Source organism: Mycobacterium sp. Aquia_216 (genome assembly GCF_026723865.1).
Classification (GTDB): domain Bacteria; phylum Actinomycetota; class Actinomycetes; order Mycobacteriales; family Mycobacteriaceae; genus Mycobacterium.
The window spans coordinates 4,596,044-4,622,510 of record NZ_CP113529.1; the positions used below are offsets into that span (position 1 = coordinate 4,596,044).

Consider the following 26,467-nt stretch of genomic DNA (forward strand, 5'->3'; position numbering starts at 1 on the left):
CGTCCAGGCATTGTTCCTCCGACGGCATCACAAATAAGTCGTTGACCCTTGCGGGGTTACCCGAAGGGTCAACGGCGCTCTGGCTAGGCGCTCTTGTCGCGGCGCTCGGTGCGCGACGGCTTGCGCGGCACGATCGTCGGCAGCACGTTGTCCTGCACAGTCTCCTTCGTCACGACCACCTTGGCGACGTCGTCGCGGCTCGGGATGTCATACATCACCGGCAGCAGGACCTCTTCCATGATGGCGCGCAAACCACGAGCACCGGTGCCGCGGTGGATCGCCTGGTCGGCGATCGCTTCCAGCGCGTCCTCGGTGAACTCCAGCTCCACGCCGTCCATCTCGAACAGACGGGTGTACTGCTTGACCAACGCGTTCTTCGGCTCGGACAGGATCTTGACCAACGACTCCATATCGAGGTTGGTGACCGAAGCAACGACCGGGAGCCGCCCGATGAACTCGGGGATCAGGCCGAACTTGATCAGATCCTCGGGCATCACATCGGCGAAATGGTCGGTGGTGTCGATCTCGGCCTTGGACCGAACCTCGGCGCCGAAGCCCAGGCCACGCTTGCCGACGCGCTCGTAGATGATCTTCTCGAGGCCGGCGAACGCACCCGCGACGATAAACAGCACGTTGGTGGTGTCGATCTGGATGAACTCCTGGTGCGGGTGCTTGCGGCCGCCCTGCGGGGGAACCGAGGCCTGCGTACCTTCCAGGATTTTCAGCAGGGCCTGCTGCACGCCCTCGCCCGACACGTCGCGGGTGATCGACGGGTTCTCGCTCTTGCGGGCGATCTTGTCGACCTCGTCGATGTAGATGATGCCGGTCTCGGCGCGCTTGACGTCGTAGTCGGCGGCCTGGATCAGCTTGAGCAAGATGTTCTCGACGTCTTCACCGACGTAACCGGCCTCGGTCAGCGCGGTGGCATCCGCGATCGCGAACGGCACATTCAGCATCTTGGCCAGGGTCTGGGCCAGGTAAGTCTTGCCGCAGCCGGTGGGGCCGAGCATCAGGATGTTGGACTTGGTCAGCTCGACCGGCTCGCACCGGGAGTCACGACCCTTCTCGCCGGCCTGGATCCGCTTGTAGTGGTTGTAGACCGCGACGGCCAGCGTCCGCTTGGCGGTGTCCTGCCCGATGACGTATCCCTCGAGGAACTCGCGGATCTCAGCAGGCTTGGGCAGCTCGTCGAGCTTGACGTCGTCGGCGTCAGCAAGCTCCTCTTCGATGATCTCGTTGCAGAGATCAATGCATTCATCGCAGATGTAGACGCCCGGGCCCGCAATGAGTTTCTTGACCTGCTTCTGACTCTTTCCGCAGAACGAGCACTTCAGCAGATCACCGCCGTCTCCGATGCGCGCCATGGTGCCTCAGTGCCTACTTCCTGTTCGCCGTACGCCTCAACCTGCCTGCCGCATGTATCCCCACGACGCTACCCGCTAGATCGGGCCCGCCGCGACCATTAGCGCCGAATCGCGTCGGTGGTATTCATGCCTGTCCGAAAACATATAGCCCGACACCCCCCGTCGCTGGCTGAGACGCGCTTTCCGTGTCTTTGGCGTGTCGCGGCCGTTACCCGACCGATGCTGGCTACGCCAAATGAGCTGGTTGCCAGGCCACCACCCTACAGTGGCCGAGTGGGATTGGCTGCGGAAATTTCTCGTCCCGCCAAATCCGCGCTGATCAGCGACGGCGGCCTGGCCACCGAGCTGGAAGCACGCGGTCACGACCTGTCGGACCCGCTGTGGTCGGCGAGGCTGCTGGCGGACGCCCCGGACGAAATCGTCGCGGTGCACGCCGCCTACTTTCGGGCCGGCGCGAAGATCGCGACGACCGCCAGCTACCAAGCATCGTTCGAAGGCTTTGCGGCCCACGGAATTGACCGCGACCGGGCCGTCGAATTGCTGTGCCGCAGCGTCGAACTCGCCCAGGCGGCGCGTGACGAGACCGGTGCCGGCGACCTTCTCGTCGCCGCCTCGATCGGACCCTACGGCGCGGCGCTGGCCGACGGATCCGAATACCGCGGACGCTACGGTCTCTCCGTCGAGGCGTTGACGCGGTGGCATCGACCGCGACTGGAGGTGCTGGCGGCCGCAGGCGCCGACGTGCTGGCGTGCGAAACGATTCCGGACGCCGACGAAGCCGAGGCCCTGGTCGACCTGGTCCGTACGGTCGGTGTCCCGGCCTGGCTCAGCTACACCATCGACGGGACCGCGACACGCGCCGGGCAACCGCTCGCCGAGGCGTTCGCGGTGGCCGCCGGCGTCGACGAGATCGTCGCGGTCGGCGTGAACTGCTGCGCGCCCGCGGACGTACTGCCGGCAATCGACATCGCGTCGGCGATCGGCAAGCCCGTCATCGTCTACCCGAACAGTGGCGAACGATGGGACGGCGGCAGGTGGACCGGCGCCCCGCAATACTCCGCCGAGCTTGCCCGCCAGTGGATTGCGGCCGGGGCGCGCATCGTCGGCGGTTGCTGCCGCGTCGGTCCGGCCGACATCGCCGGCCTGGGGGCCGTCGCCGAAAGCCCTTAGGCGGTCTGCGCGGAGAGCTTCCGGTACTCGAGAACGGTGTCGATAATCCCGTAGTCCTTGGCCTCTTGGGCGGTCAGGATCTTGTCCCGGTCGGTGTCCTTGCGAATCACCGCGGCGTCCTTGTTGGTGTGGTGAGCCAACGTGGTCTCCATCAGCGTGCGCATCCGCTCGATCTCGGCGGCCTGGATCTCGAGGTCCGAGAACTGACCCTGGATCACGCCCGACAGCGACGGCTGGTGGATCAGCACCCGCGCGTTGGGCAGCGCCATCCGCTTACCCGGTGTCCCCGCGGCCAGTAGCACCGCGGCCGCAGAGGCGGCCTGACCCAGGCAAACCGTCTGGATGTCGGCCCGCACGTACTGCATCGTGTCGTAGATCGCCATCAGCGACGTGAAACCGCCACCGGGCGAGTTGATGTACATGGTGATGTCGCGGTCGGGATCCAGCGACTCGAGCACCAGCAACTGGGCCATGATGTCGTTCGCCGACGCGTCGTCGACCTGGACGCCGAGGAAGATGATGCGTTCCTCGAACAGTTTGTTGTACGGGTTGGACTCCTTGACGCCGAAGCTGGAGTGCTCGATGAACGACGGCAGGATGTAGCGCGCCTGGGGTTGGGTTTCGGGGTTCACTGAGGTTCTCCATTGGTGATGTGAGCGGCGCGGGTGATGATGTGGTCGACGAAGCCGTACTCCAGCGCTTCCGGCGCGGTGAACCAGCGGTCGCGGTCCGAATCAGCCTCGATGCGCTCGATCGGCTGGCCGGTGAACTCGGCGTTGAGCCGGAACATCTCCTTCTTGATGACGGCGAATTGCTCGGCCTGGATAGCGATGTCGGCCGCGCTACCGGTCACGCCGCCCAGCGGCTGGTGCATCAGGATGCGGGCGTGCGGCAGCGCGTAACGCTTGCCCTTCGTCCCGGCCGCCAACAGGAACTCGCCCATCGAGGCGGCCATGCCCATCGCGTACGTGGCGATGTCGCAGGGCGCCAGCACCATCGTGTCGTAGATCGCCATTCCGGCGCTGATCGATCCACCAGGAGAGTTGATGTAGAGGTTGATGTCCTTGTCGCCATCCTCGGCGGCGAGCAGCAGAATCTGCGCGCACAACCGATTGGCGACCTCGTCGTTCACCTCAGAACCCAGGAAGATGATGCGCTCGGAGAGCAAGCGCTCATAGACCGAGTCCGTGAGGTTAAGACCCACCGAATTCGAACGCATGTCAGTCACGACCGGGTTACCTGCTTTCTCGAGATCTGTACTCACGACACTAACCAACCAAGCACACCGTTTCGCGGCCACGCACCCTTGAACCGGGCGCGTTCGCTCACAGCGTCACGGCTGGGTCATTCCTCGCTGGACTCATCGGCCACGTGGTCGACGGCATCTGCGTCTTCGTCGGCGGCATCGCTTTTCGCGCGGTCCGGGAAGAACTCGCTCGTGTCGATGGCGTTTCCGTCGGTATCGGTGACCGTCGCCTTCGACACCACTGCCGCGATCGCCAGACCACGGCGCACATCGGCGAACATGGCCGGTAGCTGGTTGTTCTCTTGAAGGTAGGCGAACAACTGCTGCGGCTCGATGCCGTACTGCCGCGAGGTCGCCACCAGTCGCTCGGTCAGGTCCTCCTGGCCGACCTGGACTTCCAGCTCATCGGCCAGCACGTCGAACAACAGCTGCCGTTGGACGTCCTTCTCTACCGCGCTGCGTGTCTCGGCCTCGAACTCCTCGCGCGTCTTGCCCTGTTGGGCCAGCACCTCCGCGAATTTGGCCTCGTCGTGGTTGACGCTGTCGATGGCGCCATGCACCGCGCTGTCGAACTGCTCGGCGACGATGCCCTCCGGCAGCGGTACGTCGACCTGCTCGAGCAGGGCCTCCACCGTGGCTTCCTGAATCTTCCCCGCTTGCTCGGCGCGCTTGAGGTTGCCCACCTGGTCGCGCAGGTTGGTGCGCAGTTCGTCGATGGTGTCGAATTCGCTTGCCAATTGCGCGAATTCGTCGTCGGGCTCCGGCAGTTCGCGTTGCTTGATCGACTTGACCGTGACGGTGACCTGGGCGTCCTGGCCGGCGTGTTCGCCGGTCGCCAGCTTGGCGGTGAATTCCTTGGACTCATCGACGGACAGGCCGACGATCGCGTCGTCGAGACCCTCGATGAGCCGGCCGGAGCCGACCTCATGCGACAGGCCCTGGGCGGCGGCACCCGGAATCTCCTCGCCATCGATCGTCGCCGACAGGTCGATCGACACGAAGTCACCGTCGGCGACCGGCCGATCCACTCCGGTCAGGGTGCCGAACCGGGCCCGCAGGGACTGCAGTTCGGCGTCGACGTCGTCGTCGCTGACCTCGATGGGATCCACCGACACCTTCAGCGCGTTGAGGTCCGGCAGGGTGATCTTGGGACGGACGTCGACCTCGGCGGTGAATGCGAGGTCCTCGCCGTACTCCTTTTTCGTCACCTCGATCTCGGGCCGGCCGATCGGGTGCACCTCGGTCTCGGTGACCGCCTGTCCGTACCGGGTGGGCAGCGCCTCGTTGACGACCTGCTCGAGCATCTCCTCGCGGCCGAAGCGGGCCTCCAGCAACTTCATCGGCACCTTGCCTGGCCGGAACCCGGGCAGCCGGACCTGCTTGGCCAGCTCCTTGTACGCGCGCTGGAAGTCGGGCTCGAGCTCGGTGAAAGGCACCTCCACGTTGATGCGCACCCGGGTGGGGCTCAACTGCTCGACGCTGCTCTTCACGGGTGTACTCCTCGTTCTATGTCTTCGGTGGCCTGGCGGGTTGCGGCGCGGTCCTGGTCGGGGTGACAGGATTTGAACCTGCGGCCTTCCGCTCCCAAAGCGGATGCGCTACCAAGCTGCGCTACACCCCGCGCTGACCTCGCGATCCTACGGGCCGACAGCATCGGCTTCGAAGCGACCTCAAGACCTTACGAAGCCATCACGAATCTGCTTCGATTAGATTTGATCTTCGCCGCCAGATACAGTCTCGCTCGACTAATGCATGCGGGCGTAGCTCAATGGTAGAGCCCTAGTCTTCCAAACTAGCTACGCGGGTTCGATTCCCGTCGCCCGCTCGGGGTAAGTAGTGCTCCACAGAAAGGCGCCATGAGCGACCTGAAAACGGACACTGACATCAATGGCTCATGCGCGTCGGCGTTCGCCGGAGTTCGCGACGCGTTCGAGCGCAACTTCACGCTGCGACTCGAGCAGGGCGCGGCCGTCGCGGTGTGGGTCGACGGGGACCTCGTCGTTGATCTCTGGGGCGGCTGGGCCGACGCGGCCGGCACCCGGCCCTGGCAACAAAACACCCTGACCACCGTGTTGTCCGGCACCAAGGGCCTGTCGGCGACCTGCGTTCACCAGCTTGTCGACCGCGGCGAGCTGGACCTGCATGCTCCGATCGCGCGCTACTGGCCCGAATTCGGGCAGGCGGGCAAGGAAGACATCACGCTGGCCATGGTGCTGAGCCACCGGTCCGGCGCCATCGGGCCGCGAGTCCCGATGAGCTGGGAACAGGTCTGCGACTGGGACTACGTCTGTGAACAACTGGTCATCGCCGAACCGTGGTGGGAGCCGGGCACCGCCCAGGGCTACCACATGACCACGTTCGGCTTCATCCTTGGCGAGGTGTTTCGCCGGGTGACCGGCCGCACCATCGGCCAGTACCTGCGCACCGAGATTGCCGAACCGCTGGGTGCCGACGTGCACATCGGCCTGTACCCCGCCGACCAGCAACGCTGCGCCGAGCGGGTGAACAAGCCGCACATGCGCGACCTGCTGACGCACGTCCCCAGCCACCCCACCAGCCTGGACGACCACCCCAAGGCAGGGCTGGCGGTCGCGATGGGGTTCGCACCCGACGACGAGGTCAGCTCCTACGATCTCGACCGCTGGCGCGCGCTCGAATTCCCCGGCACCAATGGCCAGGTGTCCGCGCTGGGGTTGGCGACGTTCTACAACGCGTTAGCCCAGGAGAAACTGCTGAGCCGCGAGCACATGGACGTGATCCGGGAGTGCCAAGGCGGCCTGGCGACGGATCTGGTGCTCGGACCCCGGGTCGCCGACCACGGCTGGGGGCTTGGCTACATGCTCAACCAACGCCGCGTCAACGGTCCCAACCCGCGGATCTTCGGCCACGGCGGGCTGGGCGGTTCATTCGGGTTCGTCGACCTGGAGCACCGCATCGGTTACGCGTACGTGGCGAATCGATTCGACGCCACCAAGGCCAACGCGGACCCACGCAGCCTCGCGCTCAGCAACGAGGTCTATGCCGCGCTGGGCGTAGACGTCTCCTGACTCCCTCGACACAAACCGCGACATAAACCGCGCCCCGCCGAACGATGTCGGCAGGGCGCGATTGTTGGTGTGCTGTATCTATCAGGGGTGCCAACCGGGAGGCGGCGGCGGTCCCCAAGGCGGAGGCGGCGGTCCTGGGGGACCCCAGCCAGGTCCCCCGGCCGGTCCAGGCGGGTTCCAGCCTCCGGGCCCATAGCCGGGCGGACCGCCGCGCCAGTCGTGGCAACCGTTCCAGTCCCAGTTGTTGCCCCAGCCCGGATCCCAGTACTCCCCCGGACACCACTGCGGGAAGGGACCTGGCTGCGCTTGAGCATCTGCGGCGACACCCACGCCGGCCAGCCCCACGGCGGCTCCGGCCAAAATCGTTGCAGCAAAACGTGGAATTGTTTTCACCAGCCGGTCTTACCCGAGAGCGCGACGTCCCAAACTGTAGACGCCAGCGTTTCTTCCTGTCAGTTTCCTGTCAATTTGCCGGTGTGTGTCACTTTTGACACGTCGGGCACCAGAACACATTTCGACCCTCCAACACCGCCGTGCGAATCGGCGTGCCGCACACCCGGCACGGTTCACCGGTGCGCCGGTACGCGTACGTGCGAGGCCGGCCGGGCGCATAGGAGGGCGGGCCGTAATCGTGTTCGGGGCGCACCACGACGATCTTGCCGCGCCGCAGGCCGACCTTCATCAGCGCCACCAGGTCGGTCCAGGCCGCGTCGAATTCCGCTTCACCGACGCCGCGACCGGGCCGGTACGGGTCGATGCGGTGCCGGAACAACAACTCGCTGCGGTACACATTGCCCACGCCCGCGATGACCGTCTGATCCATCAGCAACGCACCAACAGGCCTGCGGGACTTAGTGATTCGACTCCACGCCCAGGCCGGATCGGCGTCACTGCGCAACGGGTCGGGACCGAGCTTCGCGATGACTTCGCTTACCTGCGCCTCGTCGATCACCTCGCACACCGTCGGGCCACGCAAGTCGGTTCCGTACTCGGCGCCGACCATCCGCATCCGTACCTGCCCGACCGGTTCCGGAAGCACGCCGGAGTGTTCCCATTCGGTGAACGTGCCGTAGAGACCGAGATGTACGTGCACGATCGGGCCATCTGCATACTGATGGAAAAGATGCTTGCCCCAGGCGCTGGCCTTACGCAGGACGCGGCCGTTCACCTTGGCTGCCGCGTCCGCGAAACGCCCCTGCGGGCTGGACACCGCGACCGGCGACCGCCCGAATCGGCGTTGGTGTAACCGGGCCAACCGGTGCAGCGTATGCCCTTCGGGCACGGGATCCTCTCAGCAGTCCTTAAGCTTGCGCGCCGGGCACTGGCGGGGCCTGGTGAGTGCGCTCGTACTCGTCGAGAATGTCAATACGCCGTTGGTGTCGTTCAGCTTTCGACCATGGCGTGGTGAGGAAAGCGTCGACGAACGTCAGTGCCTCGGCCACGGTGTGCATGCGAGCGCCGATGCCGATCAGCTGTGCGTTGTTGTGCTGACGCGCCAGCGACGCGGTCTCGACGCTCCAGGCCAGCGCGCAGCGTGCTCCCGGGACCTTGTTGGCCGCGATCTGCTCACCGTTGCCCGATCCCCCGATCACGATGCCCAGGCTTTCGGGGTCGGCCACCGTGCGCGTTGCGGCGTCGATGCAGAACGCGGGATAGTCGTCCTCGGCGTCGTAGGTGAAGGCGCCGCAATCGATCGGCTGGTGTCCGGATTGCCCGAGATGCTCGATGATCTGTTGCTTGAGCTCGAATCCAGCGTGGTCAGAACCCAGGTAGACGCGCATGCCCGCAATCCTTACCCGCATGCCCGGGCGACGCAACGCCGGGGTGCCGCGTCGCCCGAGGGCAACGGGATCAGTCGAACTCGGGCTTTTCGTGTCGCGAGCGCTTGAGCTCGAAAAAGTGCGGATAGGCCGCGAAGGTCACCGAGGCGTCCCAGAGCTTGCCGGCCTCCTCGCCGCGAGGAATCCGCGACAGCACCGGGCCGAAGAACGCCACGCCGTTGACGTGGATGGTCGGCGTCCCGACGTCCGGGCCGACCGCGTCCATGCCCTCATGGTGGCTCTTGCGCAGCGCCTCGTCGTAGGCGTCGCTGGTTGCCGCGTCCGCCAGCTCGGCGGGCAGACCAACCTCGTCCAGCGCCAGCTTGATGACGTCTTCGAGCTCCTTGTTGCCCTTGTTGTGAATCTGGGTGCCCATCGCGGTGTACAGCGGAGCCAACACCTCGGCGCCGTGCGCCTGCTCGGCGGCGATCGCCACCCGCACCGGTCCCCAGGCCCGCTTCATGTTCTCGCGGTATTGCTCGGGCAGGTCTTCACGGTTCTCGTTGAGTATCGCCAGGCTCATCACGTGGAAGTTCACCTCGATGTCGCGAACCTTTTCGACTTCGAGGATCCAGCGCGACGTGATCCATGCCCATGGGCACAGCGGGTCGAACCAGAAACCGGCTTGGCTTTTCGCGGGGGCCTTCTCGGACATTGCGCAGTCCTCTCCGAATGAGATCAGGAACGGTCATAACACCGTCCTGCACAACCGTAGTCGCCGCGCACGTGTTCCCGTTCCACACCGTCGGCCCGGGACGCTACTAAGTTGGACGGGTGGCCCTTCCTAACCTCACCCGAGACCAAGCCGTCGAGCGAGCGTCCCTGATCACCGTCGACAGCTACCAGATCAGCCTCGATGTCACCGACGGTATTTCTGGCGGTCCCGGCGAACGAACCTTTCGCTCCACCACCACCGTGGTGTTCGACGCACTCGCCGGCGCCGACACGGTCATCGACCTCGCCGCCGAAACCGTTCGCAGCGCCACCCTCAACGGGCGCGACGTGGACGTCTCCGGATACGACGAGTCGACCGGCATCCCGTTGCGCGGACTGGCCGACCGCAACGTCGTCGTCGTCGACGCCGACTGCCGCTACTCCAACACCGGCGAGGGACTGCATCGCTTCGTCGACCCGGTCGACAACGAGACCTACCTGTACTCGCAGTTCGAAACCGCCGACGCCAAGCGCATGTTCGCCTGCTTCGACCAGCCCGACCTCAAGGCCACGTTCGATCTGCGGGTGACCGCGCCCGGGCACTGGAAGGTGATCTCCAACGGGGCCACCACCTCGATCGAGGACGGCGTACACAGTTTTGCGATCACACCGCGGATGAGCACCTATCTGGTGGCGTTGATCGCGGGTCCGTATGCACAGTGGAAGGACTCCTACAGCGACGAGTACGGCGAGATCCCGCTGGGCATCTACTGCCGGGCGTCGCTGGCCGAACACATGGACGCCGAGCGGTTATTCACCCAAACCAAGCAGGGATTTGGCTTCTACCACAAGAACTTTGGTCTTCCCTACGCGTTTGGCAAATATGACCAGCTGTTCGTGCCCGAATTCAATGCCGGCGCAATGGAAAATGCCGGGGCGGTGACCTTCCTCGAGGATTACGTGTTCCGCAGCAAGGTCACCCGCGCCTCCTACGAGCGACGCGCCGAGACGGTGCTGCACGAGATGGCGCACATGTGGTTCGGCGACCTGGTCACCATGACCTGGTGGGACGACCTGTGGCTGAACGAATCGTTCGCGACGTTCGCTTCGGTGCTGTGCCAAAGCGAGGCAACCGAATTCACCGAGGCCTGGACGACATTCGCGACCGTCGAGAAATCGTGGGCGTACCGCCAGGACCAATTGCCGTCGACGCACCCCATCGCCGCCGACATCCCCGATCTGGCCGCCGTCGAGGTGAACTTCGACGGCATCACCTACGCCAAAGGCGCTTCGGTACTCAAGCAGCTCGTCGCGTACGTCGGGCTGGAGCACTTCCTGGCCGGGCTGCGCGATTACTTCCGCACGCACGCATTCGGGAACGCCACCTTCAGCGATCTGCTGTCCGCCCTGGAGCAGGCGTCGGGTCGGGACCTGTCGAACTGGGGTCAGCAGTGGCTGAAGACCACCGGTCTCAACACCCTGCGCGCGGAATACGACGTGGACGCCGACGGGAAATTCACCCGGTTCGCGGTGAGCCAGAGCGGCGCCGCACCGGGGGCCGGCGAAACCCGGGTGCACCGGCTGGCGGTCGGTATCTACGACGAAGACGACGCGGGCAAGTTGGTGCGGGTGCACCGCGAGGAACTCGACGTCGACGGTTCAGAGACGGAAGTCCCTGCGCTGGTTGGTATTTCGTCCGGAAAGTTGATTCTGGTCAACGATGACGACCTGACCTATTGCTCGCTTCGCCTGGACGCGAAGTCGTTGCGCACCGCGCTGGAGTGCATCGCCGACATCGCGGAGCCGCTGCCCCGCTCGCTGGTGTGGTCGGCGGCGTGGGAGATGACCCGCGATGCCGAACTGCGTGCCCGCGACTTCGTGGCACTGGTTTCCGGTGGCGTGCAGGCCGAGACGGAAGTCGGTGTGGCACAACGGCTGCTGTTGCAGGCGCAGACAGCGCTGGGCTCCTACGCCGAGCCGGGCTGGGCCCGTGAGCATGGCTGGCCGCAGTTCGCCGATCGGGTGCTGGAGCTGGCCCGCGCGGCGCAGCCGGGATCGGATCACCAGCTCGCCTTCGTCAACACGCTGTGCTCCTCGGTGCTGTCCCCCAGGCATATCGCGACGATGGCCGATCTGCTCGATCAGGACCCGTCCGAGTTGGGCCTGGCGGGCCTCGACATCGACACCGACCTGCGCTGGCGCATCGTGACGGCCCTGGCCACTGCCGGCGATATCGACGCCGACGGCACGGCGACGCCGTTCATCGATGCCGAGGTGCAGCGCGACCCGACGGCGACCGGCAAGCGCTACGGCGCCCAGGCGGCCGCGGCCCGCCCGCAGCCCGACGTCAAGGAGCAAGCGTTCACCACGGTGGTCGAGGACGACACCGTGGCCAACGCGTCGGCACGCGCGATCATCGCGGGCTTCGGGGCACCCGGCCAGGGTGAGTTGCTCAAGCCGTTCGCCGAGCGCTATTTCCGGGCCATTCCCGGCGTCTGGGCGCGGCGCTCCAGCGAGGTCGCGCAGACGGTGGTGATCGGTCTCTACCCGTCGTGGGACATCAGCGAGGACGGCATCGCCGCCGCCGAGAAGTTCCTGAGTGCGCCGGAATCCGAGGTGCCGCCGGCCTTGCGCCGTTTGGTGCTGGAGGGCCAGGCCGGGGTGAAGCGGGCGTTGCGAGCCCGCACCTTCGACGGTGCGTAGCTAGCGCTGTTACGCCGGAGAGATCCCCGCGCTGAGCACGCGGATCGCGCTGACCAGCCCGTCGACCAGGTGGCCCTGCTCGAATGCGGACGACGCGGCGGCCACGCCCAGCGGCGCGGCGGACTCGGCACCGCGTCCGCGGACCTCCGAGCCGTAGACCACCTCGATGACGGCCTGATCTGGCGAGACGGCCAGCAGTACCGCGTTGTTCGGGGTGGGCACGTCGGCCAGGATCTCGCGAGCCCGGGCCGCGGTGTCGCTACCCAGGTCGCCGAGGTAGATGGCGAACCGCGTCATCGACTGGCGCGAGCCGTATTTCAGGGCGTCGTCGATGGCGACGAGGTCCTTGGTCGGAAACGGGTAGTGCACCGACAGCTCACCGGGCTCGGTGACCCCGGACACCCGTCCGCTGCTGGTGATCGCAAAGCCCGCGGGCAGCGCGGCGTGCTCTCTCGTCGCTACCTCACCATGTGCCACTGGCGCCACCTCCGACTGAGAACTCCGATGCGTGATGCCCATGCGCGCCGCCGACCGCTTCGTCGGTGGCAGCCCACAGGATCGGCGGATGCGTCCACGGTTCGGACATCTTGTAGGTCGCGGGGTGCGGCCCCTTGCGCGACCAGATCAGCGCCGCCAGCACGATCACCAGCAACGCCGGGATTCCAACCAAGTACAGGTGAATCTCCATTGCGCTCACGACGGAAACCGTATCCCACCGAGTGATGCCGCGGCGCGCTTGGACACAAGATTGGCGGTCAGGCCGCGCCCTCGCCGAGGTATCGGACCCAGGACGGATCCATCTCCTTGACCGTCGACAGCAGTCGCCAGTGCTGTCCGGTCGGCGGGAGCGGCGCGCGACGCAGTGTCCAACCGAGTTCGGTGAGCAGCTTGTCGCCCTTGCGGTGGTTGCACGTCGAGCAGCAGGCGACGCAGTTCTCCCAGGAGTGGCCGCCGCCACGGCTGCGGGGCACGACGTGGTCGACGGTGTCGGCCTTCGCTCCGCAATAGGCACAGCAGAAGCGGTCGCGGTGCATCAGCGCGGCGCGGGTCATCGGGACACGGGCCCGGTACGGAACCCGGACATAGGAGCGTAGCTGGATCACCGACGGCACCGGGATCGAGCTGGTCGCCGAGTGGATGACCGGTCCGGTGGGATCGTGGTGCACCACGTCGGCCTTGCCGCAGATCACCATCACGATCGCCCGCCGCATCGGCAGCGCGGTCAGCGGCTCGTAAGTGGAATTCAGCAGCAGCACCCGGCGGCGACTCCAGATCGACGCGCTCTCGTGCCGGGTGGGTGGATGGGTGTCGGCCCCCGGGGAGGGGCGGTGCGGCCCAACCGGGGTGGGGCGGTGGGAACCAACACTGTGCAGAGACGGCGCGGTTGCGGGACCGGTTAACCCTGCCGCGGCCCCGGAACCTCGGTGGCTGCGGCGTCTCTTGCCCTGCGCCATAAATCCTCCGCGGATAGTCCACCATGATTCGCCGCCGATCGCACGCCTATTGCTGGTGCGCGCCGTGACCAGCCGGTTAACAGAAAGGAGCGGTCGGGGCCTGCCTGATGTCGCTGCACCGCGGATGCACCACAATGGGCGGTGATGGAACAGGTACAACAGTCGTTCTACGACGCCGTCGGCGGTGCTGAGACATTCAAGACGATCGTCGCGCGCTTCTACGCGCAGGTCCCCGAGGACGAGATCCTGCGTGAGCTGTACCCCCTGGATGATCTGGAGGGCGCCGAAGAACGGTTGCGCATGTTCCTCGAGCAGTACTGGGGCGGCCCGCGCACGTACTCCGACCAGCGCGGGCATCCCCGGCTGCGGATGCGCCACGTTCCGTTCCGGATCACCCCGATCGAGCGCGACGCGTGGCTGCGGTGCATGCACACCGCGGTCGCGTCGATCGACTCGCAGACTCTCGACGACGAGCACCGCCGAGAGCTGCTCAACTATTTGGAAATGGCTGCACACTCACTCGTCAATGCGCCTATTTGAGCTCTAGCCTTTGATGCCCAGCAACTGAAACGGAGCAGCATGAGCCCCGAAGCATGGTGGTCGAACGCGGTCTTTTACCAGGTCTATCCACGGTCTTTCGCCGACAGCAACGGCGACGGAGTCGGCGACATCGATGGGTTGGTGGCCCATCTGGATCACCTCGAGCGGCTGGCGGTGGACGCGATTTGGCTCAGCCCCGTCACCGTCTCGCCGATGGCCGACCACGGCTACGACGTCGCCGATCCCCGTGATATCGACCCCCTGTTCGGCGGGATGCCCGCGGTCGAACGGCTGATCGCGGCTGCGCACGAGCGGGGCATCAAGATCACCATGGACGTGGTCCCCAACCACACCAGCTCGGCGCACCCGTGGTTTCAGGCCGCGCTGGCCGCCGGCCCGGGCACCGACGCGCGAGAGCGCTACTACTTCCGCGACGGCCAGGGTCCCGATGGGGCGCTGCCGCCGAACAACTGGACGTCGGTGTTCGGCGGGCCGGCCTGGACGCGGGTGGTGGAGCCGGACGGCAACCCCGGCCAGTACTACCTGCACCTCTTCGACACCGAGCAACCGGACCTGAACTGGGAGAACCCCGAAGTCTTCGACGACTTCGAGAAGACGCTGCGGTTTTGGCTGGAACGCGGCGTGGACGGCTTCCGCATCGACGTGGCGCACGGGATGGCAAAGCCACCCGGCCTGCCCGACGCGAACGAAGACGTCAAGGTGCTGAGTCACAGCGACGACGACCCTCGGTTCAATAACCCCAGCGTCCACGACATCCACCGCAAGATCCGCAAGATCGTCGATCACTATTCCGGGGCGGTGACCATCGGCGAGGTGTGGGTGATGGACAACCTGCAGTGGGCCGAGTATCTGCGGCCCGACGAACTGCATCTGGGTTTCAACTTCCGGCTGACGAAGATCGGCTTCGACGCCGGCGAAGTCCACGACGCCATCGAGAATTCACTCGCGGCCACCGCGATCTACGACGCGGTTCCGACCTGGACACTGTCCAACCACGATGTGGATCGCGAGGTCACCCGCTACGGCGGTGGCGAGGTCGGGTTGCGCCGGGCGCGCGCGATGGCGATGGTGATGCTCGCCCTGCCGGGCACAGTGTTCATCTACAACGGCGAGGAGCTGGGCCTGCCCGACGTGTTGGACCTGCCCGAGGAGGTGTTGCAAGATCCGACGTGGGAGCGCTCGGGCCACACCGAGCGGGGCCGCGACAAGTGCCGGGTTCCGCTGCCGTGGTCGGGCGAGGCTCCCCCATTCGGGTTTTCCAGCTCGCCCGACACCTGGTTGCCGATACCCGCCGATTGGGCGTCGCTGACGGTCGAAAAGCAGGAGGCCGATCCCGACTCGACATTGGCTTTTTTCCGCGCGGCGCTCAAATTGCGCAGGGAGCGCGCCGAATTCGACGGCGGCGAACTGGAATGGCTGACCGTAACGCCCGAAGCCCTGGTATTCCGGCGGGGCGCAGGCGGTCTGGTATGCGCGCTGAACTCGGGAAAGCGTCCGATAGAACTGCCCGCCGGCGAACTCATTTTGACCAGCGCACCATTGGTCGACGGTCAACTCCCGGCCGACGCGGTGGCCTGGCTGGTCTAGCTTTTCCGTCAGCAGCCGATTCGCGCCGCGGCCCGCGCTCCTCTATATGTGTTACATGGCAGCGTATGCGTGGGCAGTCGTCGGAGCCGGCCCCGCCGGAATTGCGGCGGTGGGAAGGCTTTTAGATCAAGGCATCGCGACGGAGAAGATCGCCTGGATCGATCCCGCTTTTGCGGCAGGCGATCTGGGTCAGAAGTGGCGGCCCGTGTCGAGTAACACCATCGCCGAGACCTTCCTCGGCTTTCTGAACGGCTCCAAGGCGTTTCGGTTCTCGGAGGCACCGCACCTGCCGCTGCACGATATCGATCCGTCCGACACGTGCGCCCTCGACCTGGTCGCAGATCCGTTGGTCTGGATTACTGAGCACCTGCGCGAGCAAATACACGTCTTCCAAACGACGGCGACGTCGCTCCATCTGGGTAATCGGCAATGGACCATTGCCACCGAGCAACAAGAAATCGTCTCCGAAAATGTGATCCTCGCCGTCGGGGCGGTGCCCAAAAAGCTTGCTTACCCGGGGCTGGATGAAATTCCGGTCGAGGTCGCTCTGGATCCCGACAAGCTCGCCCAGCAGTCGCTCGACGGCGCGACGGTGGCCGTGTTCGGCTCGTCGCACTCGTCGATGATCGTGTTGCCGAACCTGCTGCGCCATCCCGTCGAGCGGGTGATCAATTTCTACCAAAGCCCACTGAAATATGCTGTTTATCTTGATGATTGGATTCTTTTCGACGACACCGGGCTCAAGGGCCGAGCGGCCGACTGGGCCCGGGAAAACATCGACGGCGTCTACCCGGACCGGCTGGACAGGTGCTGGGTGTCCAGCCCGGAATTCGACGACAAACTCGCGCTGTGCGATCGCGCGGTCTATACGGTCGGCTTCCAGCGCAGAAAGCTTCCCGAGACGCCCCAATGGGGTCAGCTGGATTACAACCAACAAAACGGAATCATCGCCCCCGGCCTGTTCGGCCTGGGCATTGCGTTTCCGGAATATGCGAAGGACCCCTACGGGTTCGGCCAATACCGGGTCGGGCTGAAAAAGTTTATGGATTACCTGGATTCCGTCTTGCCGTTGTGGCTGCTGTACCGGACCTGACGCACCGCTCAGCGCAGCACCAGCGCTGCCTCGCCGCGGCGGCGGTACACCGAACCGAACCGGGCGTCGAGACGCAACCACGCCGGAAGCGTCCGAACCCGGATCATTTCGCTCGCGTCGATTGCATCCCTTGACTGTGGCAGGAAACCCATTGCGGTCAAAGCGAATACACAACGCATCGGCAACCCGACGCTGGTGTCGGCCGAGCTGACCCGGATCACCTCCTGGTCGAGCAGCGACACCGGCGGACCATGGGAGCTGCTGTGCTCCTTCGCAAGCCGCGCGCCTTCTTGCGCCAGGTCCAGCATCACCTGGGCCGGCACATCGTCGAGGTAGGTGAAGCCGGATTCCGGGGGCAGCGCGCTGTGCCACGACGAGTCCATCGCGAAACCCGGATCGACATAACCGGTGTCGTCCATCGCGGACAGCCCGCGCGCCAAGCCGTCCGCGGCGACCGTCACGTCGACCGGGCGCACCTTGCCCTCCACCACGCGGCTGGCCAGCACCTCGAATCCGGTTGCCATCCATGCCGTTAGCAAACCGGAAGAGCGGGCCCGCAACCGAATGACCGCGGCATCGTCAAGGCGCATCGAGTGATCGACGAATGCAGCCAGATCGGCGCGGTGGGCCTCCATCGATGCCGGGCCCAGCCACAATCCGCGATCAGCTAGCGCAGCCACCGTTGCAGGTACTCCCGATGCTGGGGCGAGAGTCGCACCAGCCGCTGCTCCTCGATGTGAACAGCGGCCAACTGTGACTCGGCGATGACGGCCGGCTTGGACTCCGGATCGGCGCTGACCGAACGTACTTCGTAGCCCAGCGTGAAGTCGACCGTCCGCAGTTGTTTGGTCCAGATGGTCACCTGCAGAGGCGAATCAACCAGCCGCAGCTGCGCCTTGTAGGTGACCCGCACGTCGGCGATCAGTAGCCCGATCTCCAAGATGTCTATCTCGAAGGCCGGTTTGAGGAAGGGAACCCGCGCCTCTTCCAGCAGCGTGACCATCGTGGCGTGATTGATGTGCTGGTACATGTCGATGTCCGACCAGCGCACCAGCACCGGCGCGACGAACCCGACGGTCATCCCGAAGTCCCCCGCCCGCTGGTGCGGGTCATGCGGCGGATCTGGCGCGCGGCCACCGACAGCGTCGCGAGATCCTTATCGCCGCTTTCGTAAATTTCGGTGAGCGTGCGCCGCGCCCGCTCCACCCGGGATGCGCTGATGTGCTCCCACTCCGCGATCTTCTCCTCCCCGCTTTCGTCCGGCTCCCCCGCCGCCAGCACGTCCAGGCAGAGCGACCGCAGCGAGGCATAGATGTCGTCGCGAATCGCCAAGCGCGCCAACGAATGCCAGCGGTCGTACCGGGGCAGCGCGGATATCGCGGTGAGCAGGCCATCGGTGCCCAGCCGGTCCATCAGGGCGAAATACGTGTCGGCGACGTCGGCGGTGTCCGTCTCGGTGATGTCGGCGATGTCGATGATGTCGAGCAGGCTGAAGCGGTACAGGCCGGCCGCCACCAGGTAGGCCAGATCTTCGGGGGCACCCTCGGCGGCGAACGCCGCGGCTTCCTGTTCGACGATGGCCTTGTCGTCGCCGCGCAGCCACTCCGACATCCGGGGCGTCAGCGCTTTGACCTTGGCGGCGAACCGGTTGATCTCGGCACCAACGGCCAGCGGTTGCGGGCGGTAGTTGAGCAGCCAGCGTCCGGCCCGGTCGATCAGCCGTCGGGTATCCAGGGTCATCCGGTCCGACAGCGCGACCGGGATGTCGGCCGCACGGATGCCCCGCCAGATCTGGTCGACGCCGAAGATGGCGTCGGTGGCGACCCAGGTGCGTACCGCGTCGATCGGCCCGACACCGACGTCCTGGGTGACCCGGTAGGCGTAGCTGATGCCGGCGGTGTCCACCATGTCGTTGATCAACATCGTCGTGACGATTTCCCGGCGCAGCTGGTGAGTGCGGATCTCCGGGGTGAACCGCTCCCGCAACGGTGCCGGGAAATAACGGGGTAACCGGGACTTGAAGACGTCCTGCTCCGGCAGTTCGGTGGTCAGCATTTCCGCTTTGAGCAGCAGCTTGACGTGGGCCATCAGCGTGCAGAGCTCCGGAGAGGTGAGCCCGATACCGGTTTCGGTACGCCGCGCGATTTCCTTCTCCGACGGCAGCGCTTCCAGTGCGCGGTCGACGCCGCGTTCTTCGAGGTACTTGATCTGCATCGCATGCACCGGGAGCAGGCTGGCGGCGTTGGCGCGGCTGGTGCCGATCAGGTCGTTCTGGTCCTCGTTGTCGGTGAGCACGAGTTGCGCGACCTCGTCGGTCATCGATTCCAGCAGCCGGCTGCGCTCGTCGGCGTTCACCTTGCCGGCGGTGACCAGGGAGTCGATCAGGATCTTGATGTTGACCTCGTGGTCCGAGCAGTCCACACCGGCCGAGTTGTCCATCGCGTCGGTGTTGATCCGCCCGCCCGCCAGGTCGAACTCGACGCGGCCCAAGGCCGTCACGCCGAGGTTGCCACCCTCGCCGATCACTTTGGCGCGCAACTGATTTCCGTTGACCCGCACCGGATCGTTGGCCCTGTCGCCCACGTCGGCGTCGGACTCGGATTCGGCTTTGATGTAGGTACCGATGCCGCCGTTGAACAGCAGGTCCACCGGCGCGAGCAGAATCGCTTTGATCAGGTTCGGCGGGGCCATCTCCTCGACCTCGTCGTCGATGCCGAGGGCCAGACGCACCTGCGGGCTGACCGGGATGGCTTTCTGCTCGCGGCTGTACACCCCGCCGCCCTCGCTGATCAACGACTTGTCATAGTCCTCCCAGCTGGACCGTGGGAGCTCGAACATCCGCCGGCGTTCCGGCCACGTCGTCGCCGCGTCGGGATCGGGATCCAGGAAGATGTGCCGGTGATCGAAGGCGGCGATCAACCGGATGTGCCTGCTCAGCAGCATGCCGTTGCCGAACACGTCGCCGCTCATGTCGCCGACACCCACCACGGTGAAGTCCTCGGTCTGGGTGTCGACACCCATCTCGCGGAAGTGTCGTTTGACGGCCTCCCACGCGCCCTTGGCGGTGATGCCCATGGCCTTGTGGTCGTAGCCGACCGATCCGCCGGACGCGAAGGCATCGCCCAGCCAGAAGCCGTAGGACTTGGCGACGTCGTTGGCGATGTCGGAGAAGGTGGCGGTGCCCTTGTCCGCGGCCACCACCAGGTAGGCGTCGTCGCCGTCGCGGCGTATCACCTGCGGTGGCGGGCTGACCTTCCCGGTGGCGTGGTCGACGTTGTCGGTGACGTCGAGCAGTCCGGAGATGAAGAGCTGATAGCAGGCGACACCTTCGGTCCGGGTCGCATCGCGATCGGCGGCGGGGTCGCCGGTGGGCAGTGGCGGCCGCTTGAGGACGAAGCCCCCCTTGGCCCCGACCGGCACGATGACGGCGTTCTTCACCGCCTGCGCCTTGACCAGGCCCAGGATCTCGGTGCGGAAGTCGTCGCGCCGGTCCGACCAGCGCAGCCCGCCGCGGGCCACCGGGCCGAACCGCAGGTGCACGCCCTCGACGCGGGGTGAGTAGATGAAGATCTCGTACTTGGGCCGCGGCATCGGCAGCTCGTCGACCAGCTGAGCATCCAGCTTGATCGCCAACACATTGCGGGCTCGGGCCGAAGCCTCGCCTGTCACGAAGTAATTGGTGCGCAAGGTGGCCTGGACCAGCGACGCGAAGGCGCGCAGGATGCGGTCGGTGTCCAGACTGACCAACGCGTCGATGTCCGAGGCGACCGCGGCGGCCGCCGTTTGCGCTTCGCGGCTGGTCGCCGATCCCGAGTTGCTGGGATCGAACAGCGCTTCAAACAGCCGCACCAACGATCGCGCGGTCGAGGGGTGCTCGGTGAGCACCGATTCGATATAGGACTGGCTGTAGGGAAAGTTGGCCTGCCGCAAGTACTTTGCGTAGGCGCGCAGCAGCACCACCTGCTGCCAGGTCAGTCCGGCGCGCATTACCAGCTCGTTGAACCGATCGACTTCGACCCGGCCGTGCCAAATCGCGGTGACCGCGTCGGCGAAACGCTGTGCCATCGCGTCCCGTTCGGCCTGCGTCTGCGCCAGGTGGATGGTCGGGTGCGGTGAGATCCGGAACTGATAGATCCACACCGCCAAACCGTCCGGCCGGGTGACCGTGAACGGGCGCTCCTCGAGCACGACGACACCCATGCTCTGCAGCATCGGCAGCAGCTGGCTCAGCGAGGCGCTGCGTCCACCCAAGAACCAGGTCAGCTGAGCGTTTTCCTCGCCCCGATCCGCGAACACCAGCTTGACCGAATCGTCGGTCAGCCCGTTGATGATCGCGATGTGGTCGATGGCGTCGTCGGGAGTCAACGCCGACTTGTATGCCTCGGAGAACGCCACGGAATAGTGCTCGGCATCGGCGTGCGAGATCGCGCCGGTGGGTGCGGCGGCGACGAGCCGGTCCGACCAGGTGCGCGCGGCCTCGCTGACCAGCGCCTGGATTCGCATCCGGTTGGTTTCGGAGACGTCGACCGGACCCGCATCCTCCGGCAGCCTCACCATGAAATGCATGAGCGCCCAAGGCGATTCGCTGACTCGCGCGGTGAATTCCAATCGCGTGCCGCCGAATTCGCGAACCAGGATGTCCTCGATCTGCAACCGCACGGCCGTGGTGTAGCGGTCGCGGGGCACATAAACCAGGCAGGAGACGAAGTAGCGCAGCCGGTCGGCACGCACGAACAACAGCGCCCGCCGTTGGGATCCCAGATCCACCACGGCTTTGGCCATCGCGAATAGCCGTTCGGCGCTGAGGGTGAACAGCTCCGAGCGCGGGACGGTCTGGATCACGTCGAGGATCAACTGAGCGGGATGGACGGGGTCGCTGTCGGCCATCGCCAGCGCGTCGCGGACCCGGCGGGAGATCGACGGGATCTCCAGGACGTCGGCGTTCATCGCGGCGACCGTGAACAGCCCGACGAAGCGGTGCTCGATCACGCCGCCCTGGACGTATTCGCGCACCCCGATGGCGTACGGATACGCCCCGTAGCGCAGATAGCTGCCGACGGTGGCCTGGGCCAGCACCAGCAACTTGTCGTCGTCGGTCAGCCGCGGGCGGGACCCGATCCGGCTGCGCATCACGCCGAGATCGCTCGTCCCGTCGCCGGAGACCAGACCGTCATGCACCCGGCAACGCTGGTAGCCCAGCAACAGGAAATGGCCGTCACCCAGCCAGCGCAGCAACGCCGCGACATCCTCGCGGTCGGGCGCCGAATAGCGGCCGTCGATGTTGGCTTCCACATTGGCGGCCAGGTTGCTCAGGGCGGCGATGATCCCGGCCGCGTCGGCGGCCACCTGTTGGACGTCGCTGAGGACCCTGGGCAGTACCCGCTCAACCTCCGCGAGTGCCTTGGTATCGACGGATGGCACGAACTGGATGTGGATCCAGGCCTCGCCAACGTATTGCGAGGCGCCGGGCGCTTTCGGGTCGATGCTGAGCAATTCTCCGGTCGAGCTGCGATGCACCTCGAACACCGGCGTCATCAGCGCGGTGTAGGAGACGCCGAGCCGGTGCAGCAGCACCGTGACGGAGTCCATCAGCATGCCGCCGTGGTCGGTGACGACCTGCAGCGCGGGCCCGAAACCCGCGGGATCGTCGGGCGGGTAGACGGCGACGCAATTCTCGCCGGGCGGGCGGTGCCGGCCCAGCCGGTAGTGCGCGCTGAGCAGCGAGGGGGTGACGATGGCGGCCGGGATGGTCAGGTCGAGGACACCGGTTTCGATGGTTCCGGGTTCTTTGTCGTGGGGGCCCCGATAGGACTCGATGTAGGCCTTCGAAATCCAATCGGGAATGTCCGACATCTTGGTGAACGCGGTCCACGGCGTAGTTTCCTGCTTCGGTCCGGAACCGATCGTCATGCCGCTAGCTCCCATTCACGACTCATGCCTTCGTTGGCAGAGCTGACATTAGCCGCGCGTCAGCTTGCGGTGGGTGACCCGGTGCGGCCTGGCGGCTTCGGCGCCAAGTCGTTCCACTTTGTTTTCCTCGTATGCACCGAAGTTGCCTTCGAACCAGAACCACTTGGCCTCGTTGTCGTCGTCACCCTCCCACGACAGGATGTGCGTGCAGGTGCGGTCGAGGAACCAGCGGTCGTGCGAAATCACCACCGCGCAGCCCGGGAATTGCTCGAGGGCATTCTCCAGCGAACCCAGGGTTTCGACGTCGAGGTCGTTGGTCGGCTCGTCGAGCAGGATCAGGTTGCCGCCCTGTTTGAGCGTCAGCGCGAGATTGAGCCGGTTGCGCTCGCCACCGGAGAGCACACCGGCAGGCTTCTGCTGATCGGGACCCTTGAAGCCGAATGCCGATACGTAGGCGCGCGATGGCACCTCGGTCTGGCCGACCTGGATGTGGTCCAGTCCATCCGAGACGACTTCCCAGACGTTTTTCTTCGGATCGATGCCCGCGCGGGTCTGGTCGACGTAGCTCAGCTTGACGGTCTCGCCGACCTTGACCGTGCCGCTGTCCGGCTCCTCGAGACCCACGATGGTTTTGAACAGAGTGGTCTTGCCGACGCCGTTGGGACCGATGACGCCGACGATGCCGTTGCGGGGCAAGGTGAACGACAGATCCTTGATCAGGGTGCGTCCGCCGTAGCCCTTGTCCAGGTGTTCGACCTCGACGACCACGTTGCCCAGCCGAGGCCCGACCGGGATCTGGATCTCCTCGAAATCGAGTTTGCGCGTCTTCTCCGCCTCGGCGGCCATCTCCTCGTAGCGCTGCAGGCGGGCCTTGCTTTTGGCTTGCCGCGCCTTGGCCCCGGACCGGACCCAGGCCAGCTCTTCGGTCAATCGCTTCTGCAACTTGACGTCCTTGCGGCCCTGGACCGAGAGGCGCTCGGCCTTCTTCTCCAGGTAGGTCGAATAGTTGCCCTCGTAGGGATACGCGCGGCCGCGGTCGAGTTCCAGGATCCATTCGGCGACGTTGTCCAGGAAGTAACGGTCGTGGGTAACGGCGAGGATCGCGCCGGCATAGGCCGCGAGATGCGCTTCGAGCCACTGCACGCTTTCGGCGTCCAGGTGGTTGGTCGGCTCGTCGAGCAGCAACAGGTCGGGCTTGGACAGCAGCAGCTTGCACAGCGCCACCCGGCGGCGCTCGCCACCGGACAGGTTGGTCACCGGCTCGTCGGGCGGCGGGCAGCGCAGCGCGTCCATGGCCTGCTCCAGCTGAGAGTCGAGGTCCCACGCGTCGGCATGGTCCAGGTCCTCTTGCAGTCGGCCCATTTCCTCCATCAGCTCGTCGGAGTAATCGGTGGCCATCAATTCGGCGACCTCGTTGTAGCGGTCGAGCTTGACCTTGATCTCGCCCAGGCCCTCTTCCACGTTGCCGCGAACGGTTTTCTCCTCGTTCAGCGGCGGTTCCTGTTGCAGGATGCCGACCGTGGCGTTGTTGGCCAGGAACGCGTCGCCGTTGTTCGGCTTGTCCAGACCGGCCATGATCCGCAAGACGCTCGACTTACCGGCGCCGTTAGGTCCGACGACACCGATCTTGGCGCCCGGGAAGAAACTCAACGTGACGTCGTCCAGGATCACCTTGTCGCCGTGCGCCTTGCGGACCTTTTTCATCGTGTAGATGAACTCAGCCATGCCGCGGTTTTGCCTTTCTGGTCTTTGAGAATGATCTCGCGGACCATCCTAGGCATCACCGGACGGCGCTACCCCGACGCCCGACCGTCAGCTAAGCCGACAGAGATAGCGGACTGGGGTTCTGCGCGCCGTCGCCGGATTCGGCCGGGTCATCATCGACGGCCGGCTCGACGCCGGTGTCCGTGACATCGGCGACCGGTTCCGTGTCGGGGCCGGTATAGCCGGGCTTTTCGATGCGCACGATCGCGCGCGACAGATCCGGGCCGACCGACGTCGCTCGCATCTCCAACGACGACCGGCGATTGCCGTCCCGGTCCTCGTACTCGCTGGTGTACACGTGGCCCACCACGATCACCGGTGCGCCCTTGCCCAGGGCGGCGCCGACCCCGGTGATCAGCTTTCCCCAGCAGTTGACGGTGATGAACAGCGAATTTCCCGGCTCCCAACTGCCGTCGCCGGTACGACGGCGGGAATTGCTGGCCACCCGGAATTTGATGAGTTCCTGATTGCCGACCTTGCGGCGCTGCAGGTCGTTGACGATGTGACCGACGACGGTCAGCTGGGTTTCGAACATGGGCTCAGTTTCCTTTCGCACTTTTCTGCGGTAGCGCTCTTGCTTGGTGTTCATTGAGCGCCCGGACACCGACGAGTCGCCGCCCATCCGGTCCGATCTCGACCGGTGCGCGGCCGGCCTGTGCAGAAAGCCGCGACTGGGGATTACTCCCCGGCGGCCGGTCCCTGTGACGCCGGCCGCGGTCCTGTTCCGCGTGCCATTTCGGCCAGCATCGCGTTGTAAGCGGCGGCCACGTCACCGACGAGCCCGGCGCGGATGGCGCCGAGATTTGTCGTACCCGGTTGCGATGATGTGGTTATGTCTTCGATCGCATCCGCTGGCGCCGTGGTGGTGAGTCCTGCTGAGCGTTTGGAGGTGTTGTTCGAGGAGTTGGCGGAGTTGGCGGGTCAGCGCAACGCGATTGATGGGCGCATCGTGGAGATTGCCGCTGAGATCGATCGCGACGAGCTGTGCGGCGCGACGGGCGCGCGGTCGGTGGCGGCGTTGATTGCCTGGAAGCTTGGCTCGTCGTCAGGAAATGCGCACACGATCGCCACGGTGGCGCGTCGGATTGAGGAGTTTCCGCGCTGTGTGCAGGCGATGGCCCAGGGTCGGCTGTCGCTGGATCAGGTCGGGGTGATCGCCGCGCGGGCCGGCGAGGGATCCGATGCGCACTATGCGCAGCTGGCCGAGGTCGCGACGGTCAGCCAACTGCGCACCGCGGTCAAACTGGAACCACGACCCCAACCCGGTCCTCGGCCCGAACCGCAGCCCTCGATCACCATGACCTCCGACGAGCAGTTCAGCTGTTGGCGGATCACACTGGGGCACCTGGATGCGGCGAAGTTCGACGCCGCGCTGGCGTCGCATCGGGATGCGCTGATCGCCCAGTGGAAACACGACCACGGCGACCGCCAATCAGATCAGCGGCCCCCGTTCCCGAACGCCACCGACGCGTTTATGCGCCTAGTCGAGACGGGGTGGGACGCCGAGGCGGCCCGCCGCCCACACGGGCAGCACACCACAGTGGTGGTCCACGTCGACGCGGCCCAGCACGTTGCGGCGCTGCATCTGGGTCCGCTGCTCACCGACGCCGAACGCCGATACCTGACCTGTGATGCCACCTGTGAAGTCTGGTTCGAACGTGACGGCGAGGTCATCGGCGCCGGGCGGGCGAACCGCACCGTCAACCGGCGGCTTCGCCGCGCGCTCGAGCACCGCCACCCCACCTGCGCGGTCCCCGGCTGTGGGGCGACCCGCGGCCTACACGCCCACCACATCCGCCACTGGGAAGACGGCGGCCCCACCGAGTTGGCCAACCTGGTACTGGTCTGCCCCTACCACCACCGGCTGCACCACCGCGGCATCATCACCATCACCGGACCCGCAGACCATCTCATCGTCACCGACAACGCCGGCCGACAGCTCAGCACCGGATCGCTCGCGCGCCCACCCAACCGTCCCCCGCCCGCGGTCCCACCATGGCCCGGGCCCACCGGCGAACGCGCCCACTGGTGGTGGTACCAACCCTTCCAACCCCAACCACCACCACATAACGAGGCCAGTTACCGGATCCGGGA

The 26,467-nt window shown here is 65.8% G+C and carries 22 protein-coding genes, 2 tRNA genes and 1 pseudogene; 8 read left to right on the forward strand and 17 right to left on the reverse strand.

The window, feature by feature from the left end; translation table 11 throughout:
• Window positions 1-83: 83 nt before the first annotated feature.
• Window positions 84-1,364, reverse strand: coding sequence for an ATP-dependent Clp protease ATP-binding subunit ClpX (gene clpX, locus OK015_RS21430; protein WP_268125992.1), 1,281 nt, complete (start codon window positions 1,362-1,364; stop codon window positions 84-86).
• 291 nt (window positions 1,365-1,655) lie between these two features.
• On the opposite strand from clpX, the gene mmuM reads away from it, so the two are divergent.
• Window positions 1,656-2,534, forward strand: coding sequence for a homocysteine S-methyltransferase (gene mmuM / locus OK015_RS21435; RefSeq protein ID WP_268132965.1), 879 nt, complete (start codon window positions 1,656-1,658; stop codon window positions 2,532-2,534).
• On the opposite strand, the gene clpP2 is transcribed toward mmuM, so the two are convergent.
• The 4 genes from clpP2 to OK015_RS21455 all read right to left on the reverse strand — a co-directional run bounded on the left by clpP2 (window position 2,531) and on the right by OK015_RS21455 (window position 5,401).
• The gene (clpP2, locus tag OK015_RS21440) at window positions 2,531-3,166 is read right to left on the reverse strand and encodes an ATP-dependent CLP protease proteolytic subunit ClpP2 (protein WP_268125993.1); all 636 of its coding nucleotides are present in this window, start codon (window positions 3,164-3,166) and stop codon (window positions 2,531-2,533) included. The genes mmuM and clpP2 overlap by 4 nt on opposite strands.
• Window positions 3,163-3,753 carry an ATP-dependent CLP protease proteolytic subunit ClpP1 gene (gene clpP1 / locus OK015_RS21445; RefSeq protein WP_268132967.1) on the reverse strand — a complete coding sequence of 197 codons (591 nt, stop codon included), beginning with the start codon at window positions 3,751-3,753 and terminating at the stop codon, window positions 3,163-3,165. The genes clpP2 and clpP1 overlap by 4 nt, the downstream gene beginning before the upstream one ends.
• Before the next feature lie 125 nt (window positions 3,754-3,878).
• A complete protein-coding gene (gene tig / locus OK015_RS21450) occupies window positions 3,879-5,270 on the reverse strand; it encodes a trigger factor (protein WP_268125994.1) in 1,392 nt (463 codons plus the stop codon).
• Between the two features lie 54 nt (window positions 5,271-5,324).
• Window positions 5,325-5,401: transfer RNA gene (locus tag OK015_RS21455), tRNA-Pro, on the reverse strand.
• A 133-nt stretch (window positions 5,402-5,534) separates the two neighbouring features.
• Here OK015_RS21455 and OK015_RS21460 point away from each other — a divergent pair.
• Both OK015_RS21460 and OK015_RS21465 read left to right on the forward strand, forming a co-directional pair.
• A tRNA-Gly gene (locus OK015_RS21460) sits at window positions 5,535-5,605 on the forward strand.
• 31 nt (window positions 5,606-5,636) lie between these two features.
• Window positions 5,637-6,827, forward strand: coding sequence for a serine hydrolase domain-containing protein (locus OK015_RS21465; RefSeq protein ID WP_268125995.1), 1,191 nt, complete (start codon window positions 5,637-5,639; stop codon window positions 6,825-6,827).
• An 81-nt stretch (window positions 6,828-6,908) separates the two neighbouring features.
• Here OK015_RS21465 and OK015_RS21470 read toward each other — a convergent pair whose 3' ends face one another.
• From OK015_RS21470 to OK015_RS21485, 4 genes are all read right to left on the reverse strand, one after another.
• On the reverse strand, window positions 6,909-7,220 hold the full coding sequence (locus OK015_RS21470) for a hypothetical protein (protein WP_267734332.1): 312 nt from the start codon (window positions 7,218-7,220) through the stop codon (window positions 6,909-6,911).
• Window positions 7,221-7,308: 88 nt separating this feature from the next.
• A complete protein-coding gene (locus tag OK015_RS21475) occupies window positions 7,309-8,109 on the reverse strand; it encodes an Fpg/Nei family DNA glycosylase (protein WP_268125996.1) in 801 nt (266 codons plus the stop codon).
• A 19-nt stretch (window positions 8,110-8,128) separates the two neighbouring features.
• Window positions 8,129-8,608, reverse strand: coding sequence for a ribose-5-phosphate isomerase (locus OK015_RS21480; RefSeq protein ID WP_268125997.1), 480 nt, complete (start codon window positions 8,606-8,608; stop codon window positions 8,129-8,131).
• Window positions 8,609-8,678: 70 nt separating this feature from the next.
• On the reverse strand, window positions 8,679-9,302 hold the full coding sequence (locus tag OK015_RS21485) for a mycothiol-dependent nitroreductase Rv2466c family protein (RefSeq protein WP_268125998.1): 624 nt from the start codon (window positions 9,300-9,302) through the stop codon (window positions 8,679-8,681).
• A 119-nt stretch (window positions 9,303-9,421) separates the two neighbouring features.
• On the opposite strand from OK015_RS21485, the gene pepN reads away from it, so the two are divergent.
• Window positions 9,422-12,004, forward strand: coding sequence for an aminopeptidase N (gene pepN / locus OK015_RS21490; RefSeq protein ID WP_268125999.1), 2,583 nt, complete (start codon window positions 9,422-9,424; stop codon window positions 12,002-12,004).
• Between the two features lie 9 nt (window positions 12,005-12,013).
• Here pepN and OK015_RS21495 read toward each other — a convergent pair whose 3' ends face one another.
• The 3 genes from OK015_RS21495 to OK015_RS21505 all read right to left on the reverse strand — a co-directional run bounded on the left by OK015_RS21495 (window position 12,014) and on the right by OK015_RS21505 (window position 13,458).
• The gene (locus tag OK015_RS21495) at window positions 12,014-12,481 is read right to left on the reverse strand and encodes a DUF5130 domain-containing protein (RefSeq protein WP_268126000.1); all 468 of its coding nucleotides are present in this window, start codon (window positions 12,479-12,481) and stop codon (window positions 12,014-12,016) included.
• Window positions 12,468-12,692, reverse strand: coding sequence for an aa3-type cytochrome oxidase subunit CtaJ (gene ctaJ, locus OK015_RS21500; protein WP_268132968.1), 225 nt, complete (start codon window positions 12,690-12,692; stop codon window positions 12,468-12,470). Before ctaJ ends, OK015_RS21495 begins: the two co-directional genes overlap by 14 nt.
• Before the next feature lie 67 nt (window positions 12,693-12,759).
• The gene (locus tag OK015_RS21505) at window positions 12,760-13,458 is read right to left on the reverse strand and encodes an HNH endonuclease (RefSeq protein WP_268126001.1); all 699 of its coding nucleotides are present in this window, start codon (window positions 13,456-13,458) and stop codon (window positions 12,760-12,762) included.
• 144 nt (window positions 13,459-13,602) lie between these two features.
• Here OK015_RS21505 and OK015_RS21510 point away from each other — a divergent pair, with 144 nt between their 5' ends.
• From OK015_RS21510 to OK015_RS21520, 3 genes are read left to right on the forward strand one after another with little or no spacing between them, the layout of a single operon-like run.
• A complete protein-coding gene (locus OK015_RS21510) occupies window positions 13,603-13,998 on the forward strand; it encodes a globin (RefSeq protein WP_268126002.1) in 396 nt (131 codons plus the stop codon).
• Between the two features lie 39 nt (window positions 13,999-14,037).
• On the forward strand, window positions 14,038-15,606 hold the full coding sequence (locus tag OK015_RS21515) for a glycoside hydrolase family 13 protein (protein ID WP_268126004.1): 1,569 nt from the start codon (window positions 14,038-14,040) through the stop codon (window positions 15,604-15,606).
• A gap of 55 nt (window positions 15,607-15,661) precedes the next feature.
• The gene (locus OK015_RS21520) at window positions 15,662-16,699 is read left to right on the forward strand and encodes an FAD-dependent oxidoreductase (protein WP_268126006.1); all 1,038 of its coding nucleotides are present in this window, start codon (window positions 15,662-15,664) and stop codon (window positions 16,697-16,699) included.
• Between the two features lie 8 nt (window positions 16,700-16,707).
• Here OK015_RS21520 and OK015_RS21525 read toward each other — a convergent pair whose 3' ends face one another.
• From OK015_RS21525 to OK015_RS21545, 5 genes are all read right to left on the reverse strand, one after another.
• Window positions 16,708-17,334, reverse strand: a complete 627-nt coding sequence (locus OK015_RS21525) for a hypothetical protein (protein ID WP_268132970.1) — start codon at window positions 17,332-17,334, stop codon at window positions 16,708-16,710.
• Between the two features lie 32 nt (window positions 17,335-17,366).
• Window positions 17,367-17,780: an acyl-CoA thioesterase gene (locus OK015_RS21530; RefSeq protein WP_268126008.1), complete on the reverse strand. Its 414-nt coding sequence runs from the start codon at window positions 17,778-17,780 to the stop codon at window positions 17,367-17,369.
• A complete protein-coding gene (locus OK015_RS21535) occupies window positions 17,777-22,609 on the reverse strand; it encodes an NAD-glutamate dehydrogenase (protein ID WP_268126009.1) in 4,833 nt (1,610 codons plus the stop codon). Before OK015_RS21535 ends, OK015_RS21530 begins: the two co-directional genes overlap by 4 nt.
• Before the next feature lie 48 nt (window positions 22,610-22,657).
• On the reverse strand, window positions 22,658-24,334 hold the full coding sequence (gene ettA, locus OK015_RS21540; RefSeq protein WP_268126010.1) for an energy-dependent translational throttle protein EttA: 1,677 nt from the start codon (window positions 24,332-24,334) through the stop codon (window positions 22,658-22,660).
• 91 nt (window positions 24,335-24,425) lie between these two features.
• Window positions 24,426-24,908, reverse strand: a complete 483-nt coding sequence (locus OK015_RS21545; RefSeq protein WP_268126011.1) for a single-stranded DNA-binding protein — start codon at window positions 24,906-24,908, stop codon at window positions 24,426-24,428.
• A gap of 297 nt (window positions 24,909-25,205) precedes the next feature.
• On the opposite strand from OK015_RS21545, the pseudogene OK015_RS21550 reads away from it, so the two are divergent.
• Window positions 25,206-26,438 (forward strand): annotated as a pseudogene (locus tag OK015_RS21550) (HNH endonuclease signature motif containing protein); the annotation flags it as partial.
• Between the last annotated feature and the right edge of the window lie 29 nt (window positions 26,439-26,467).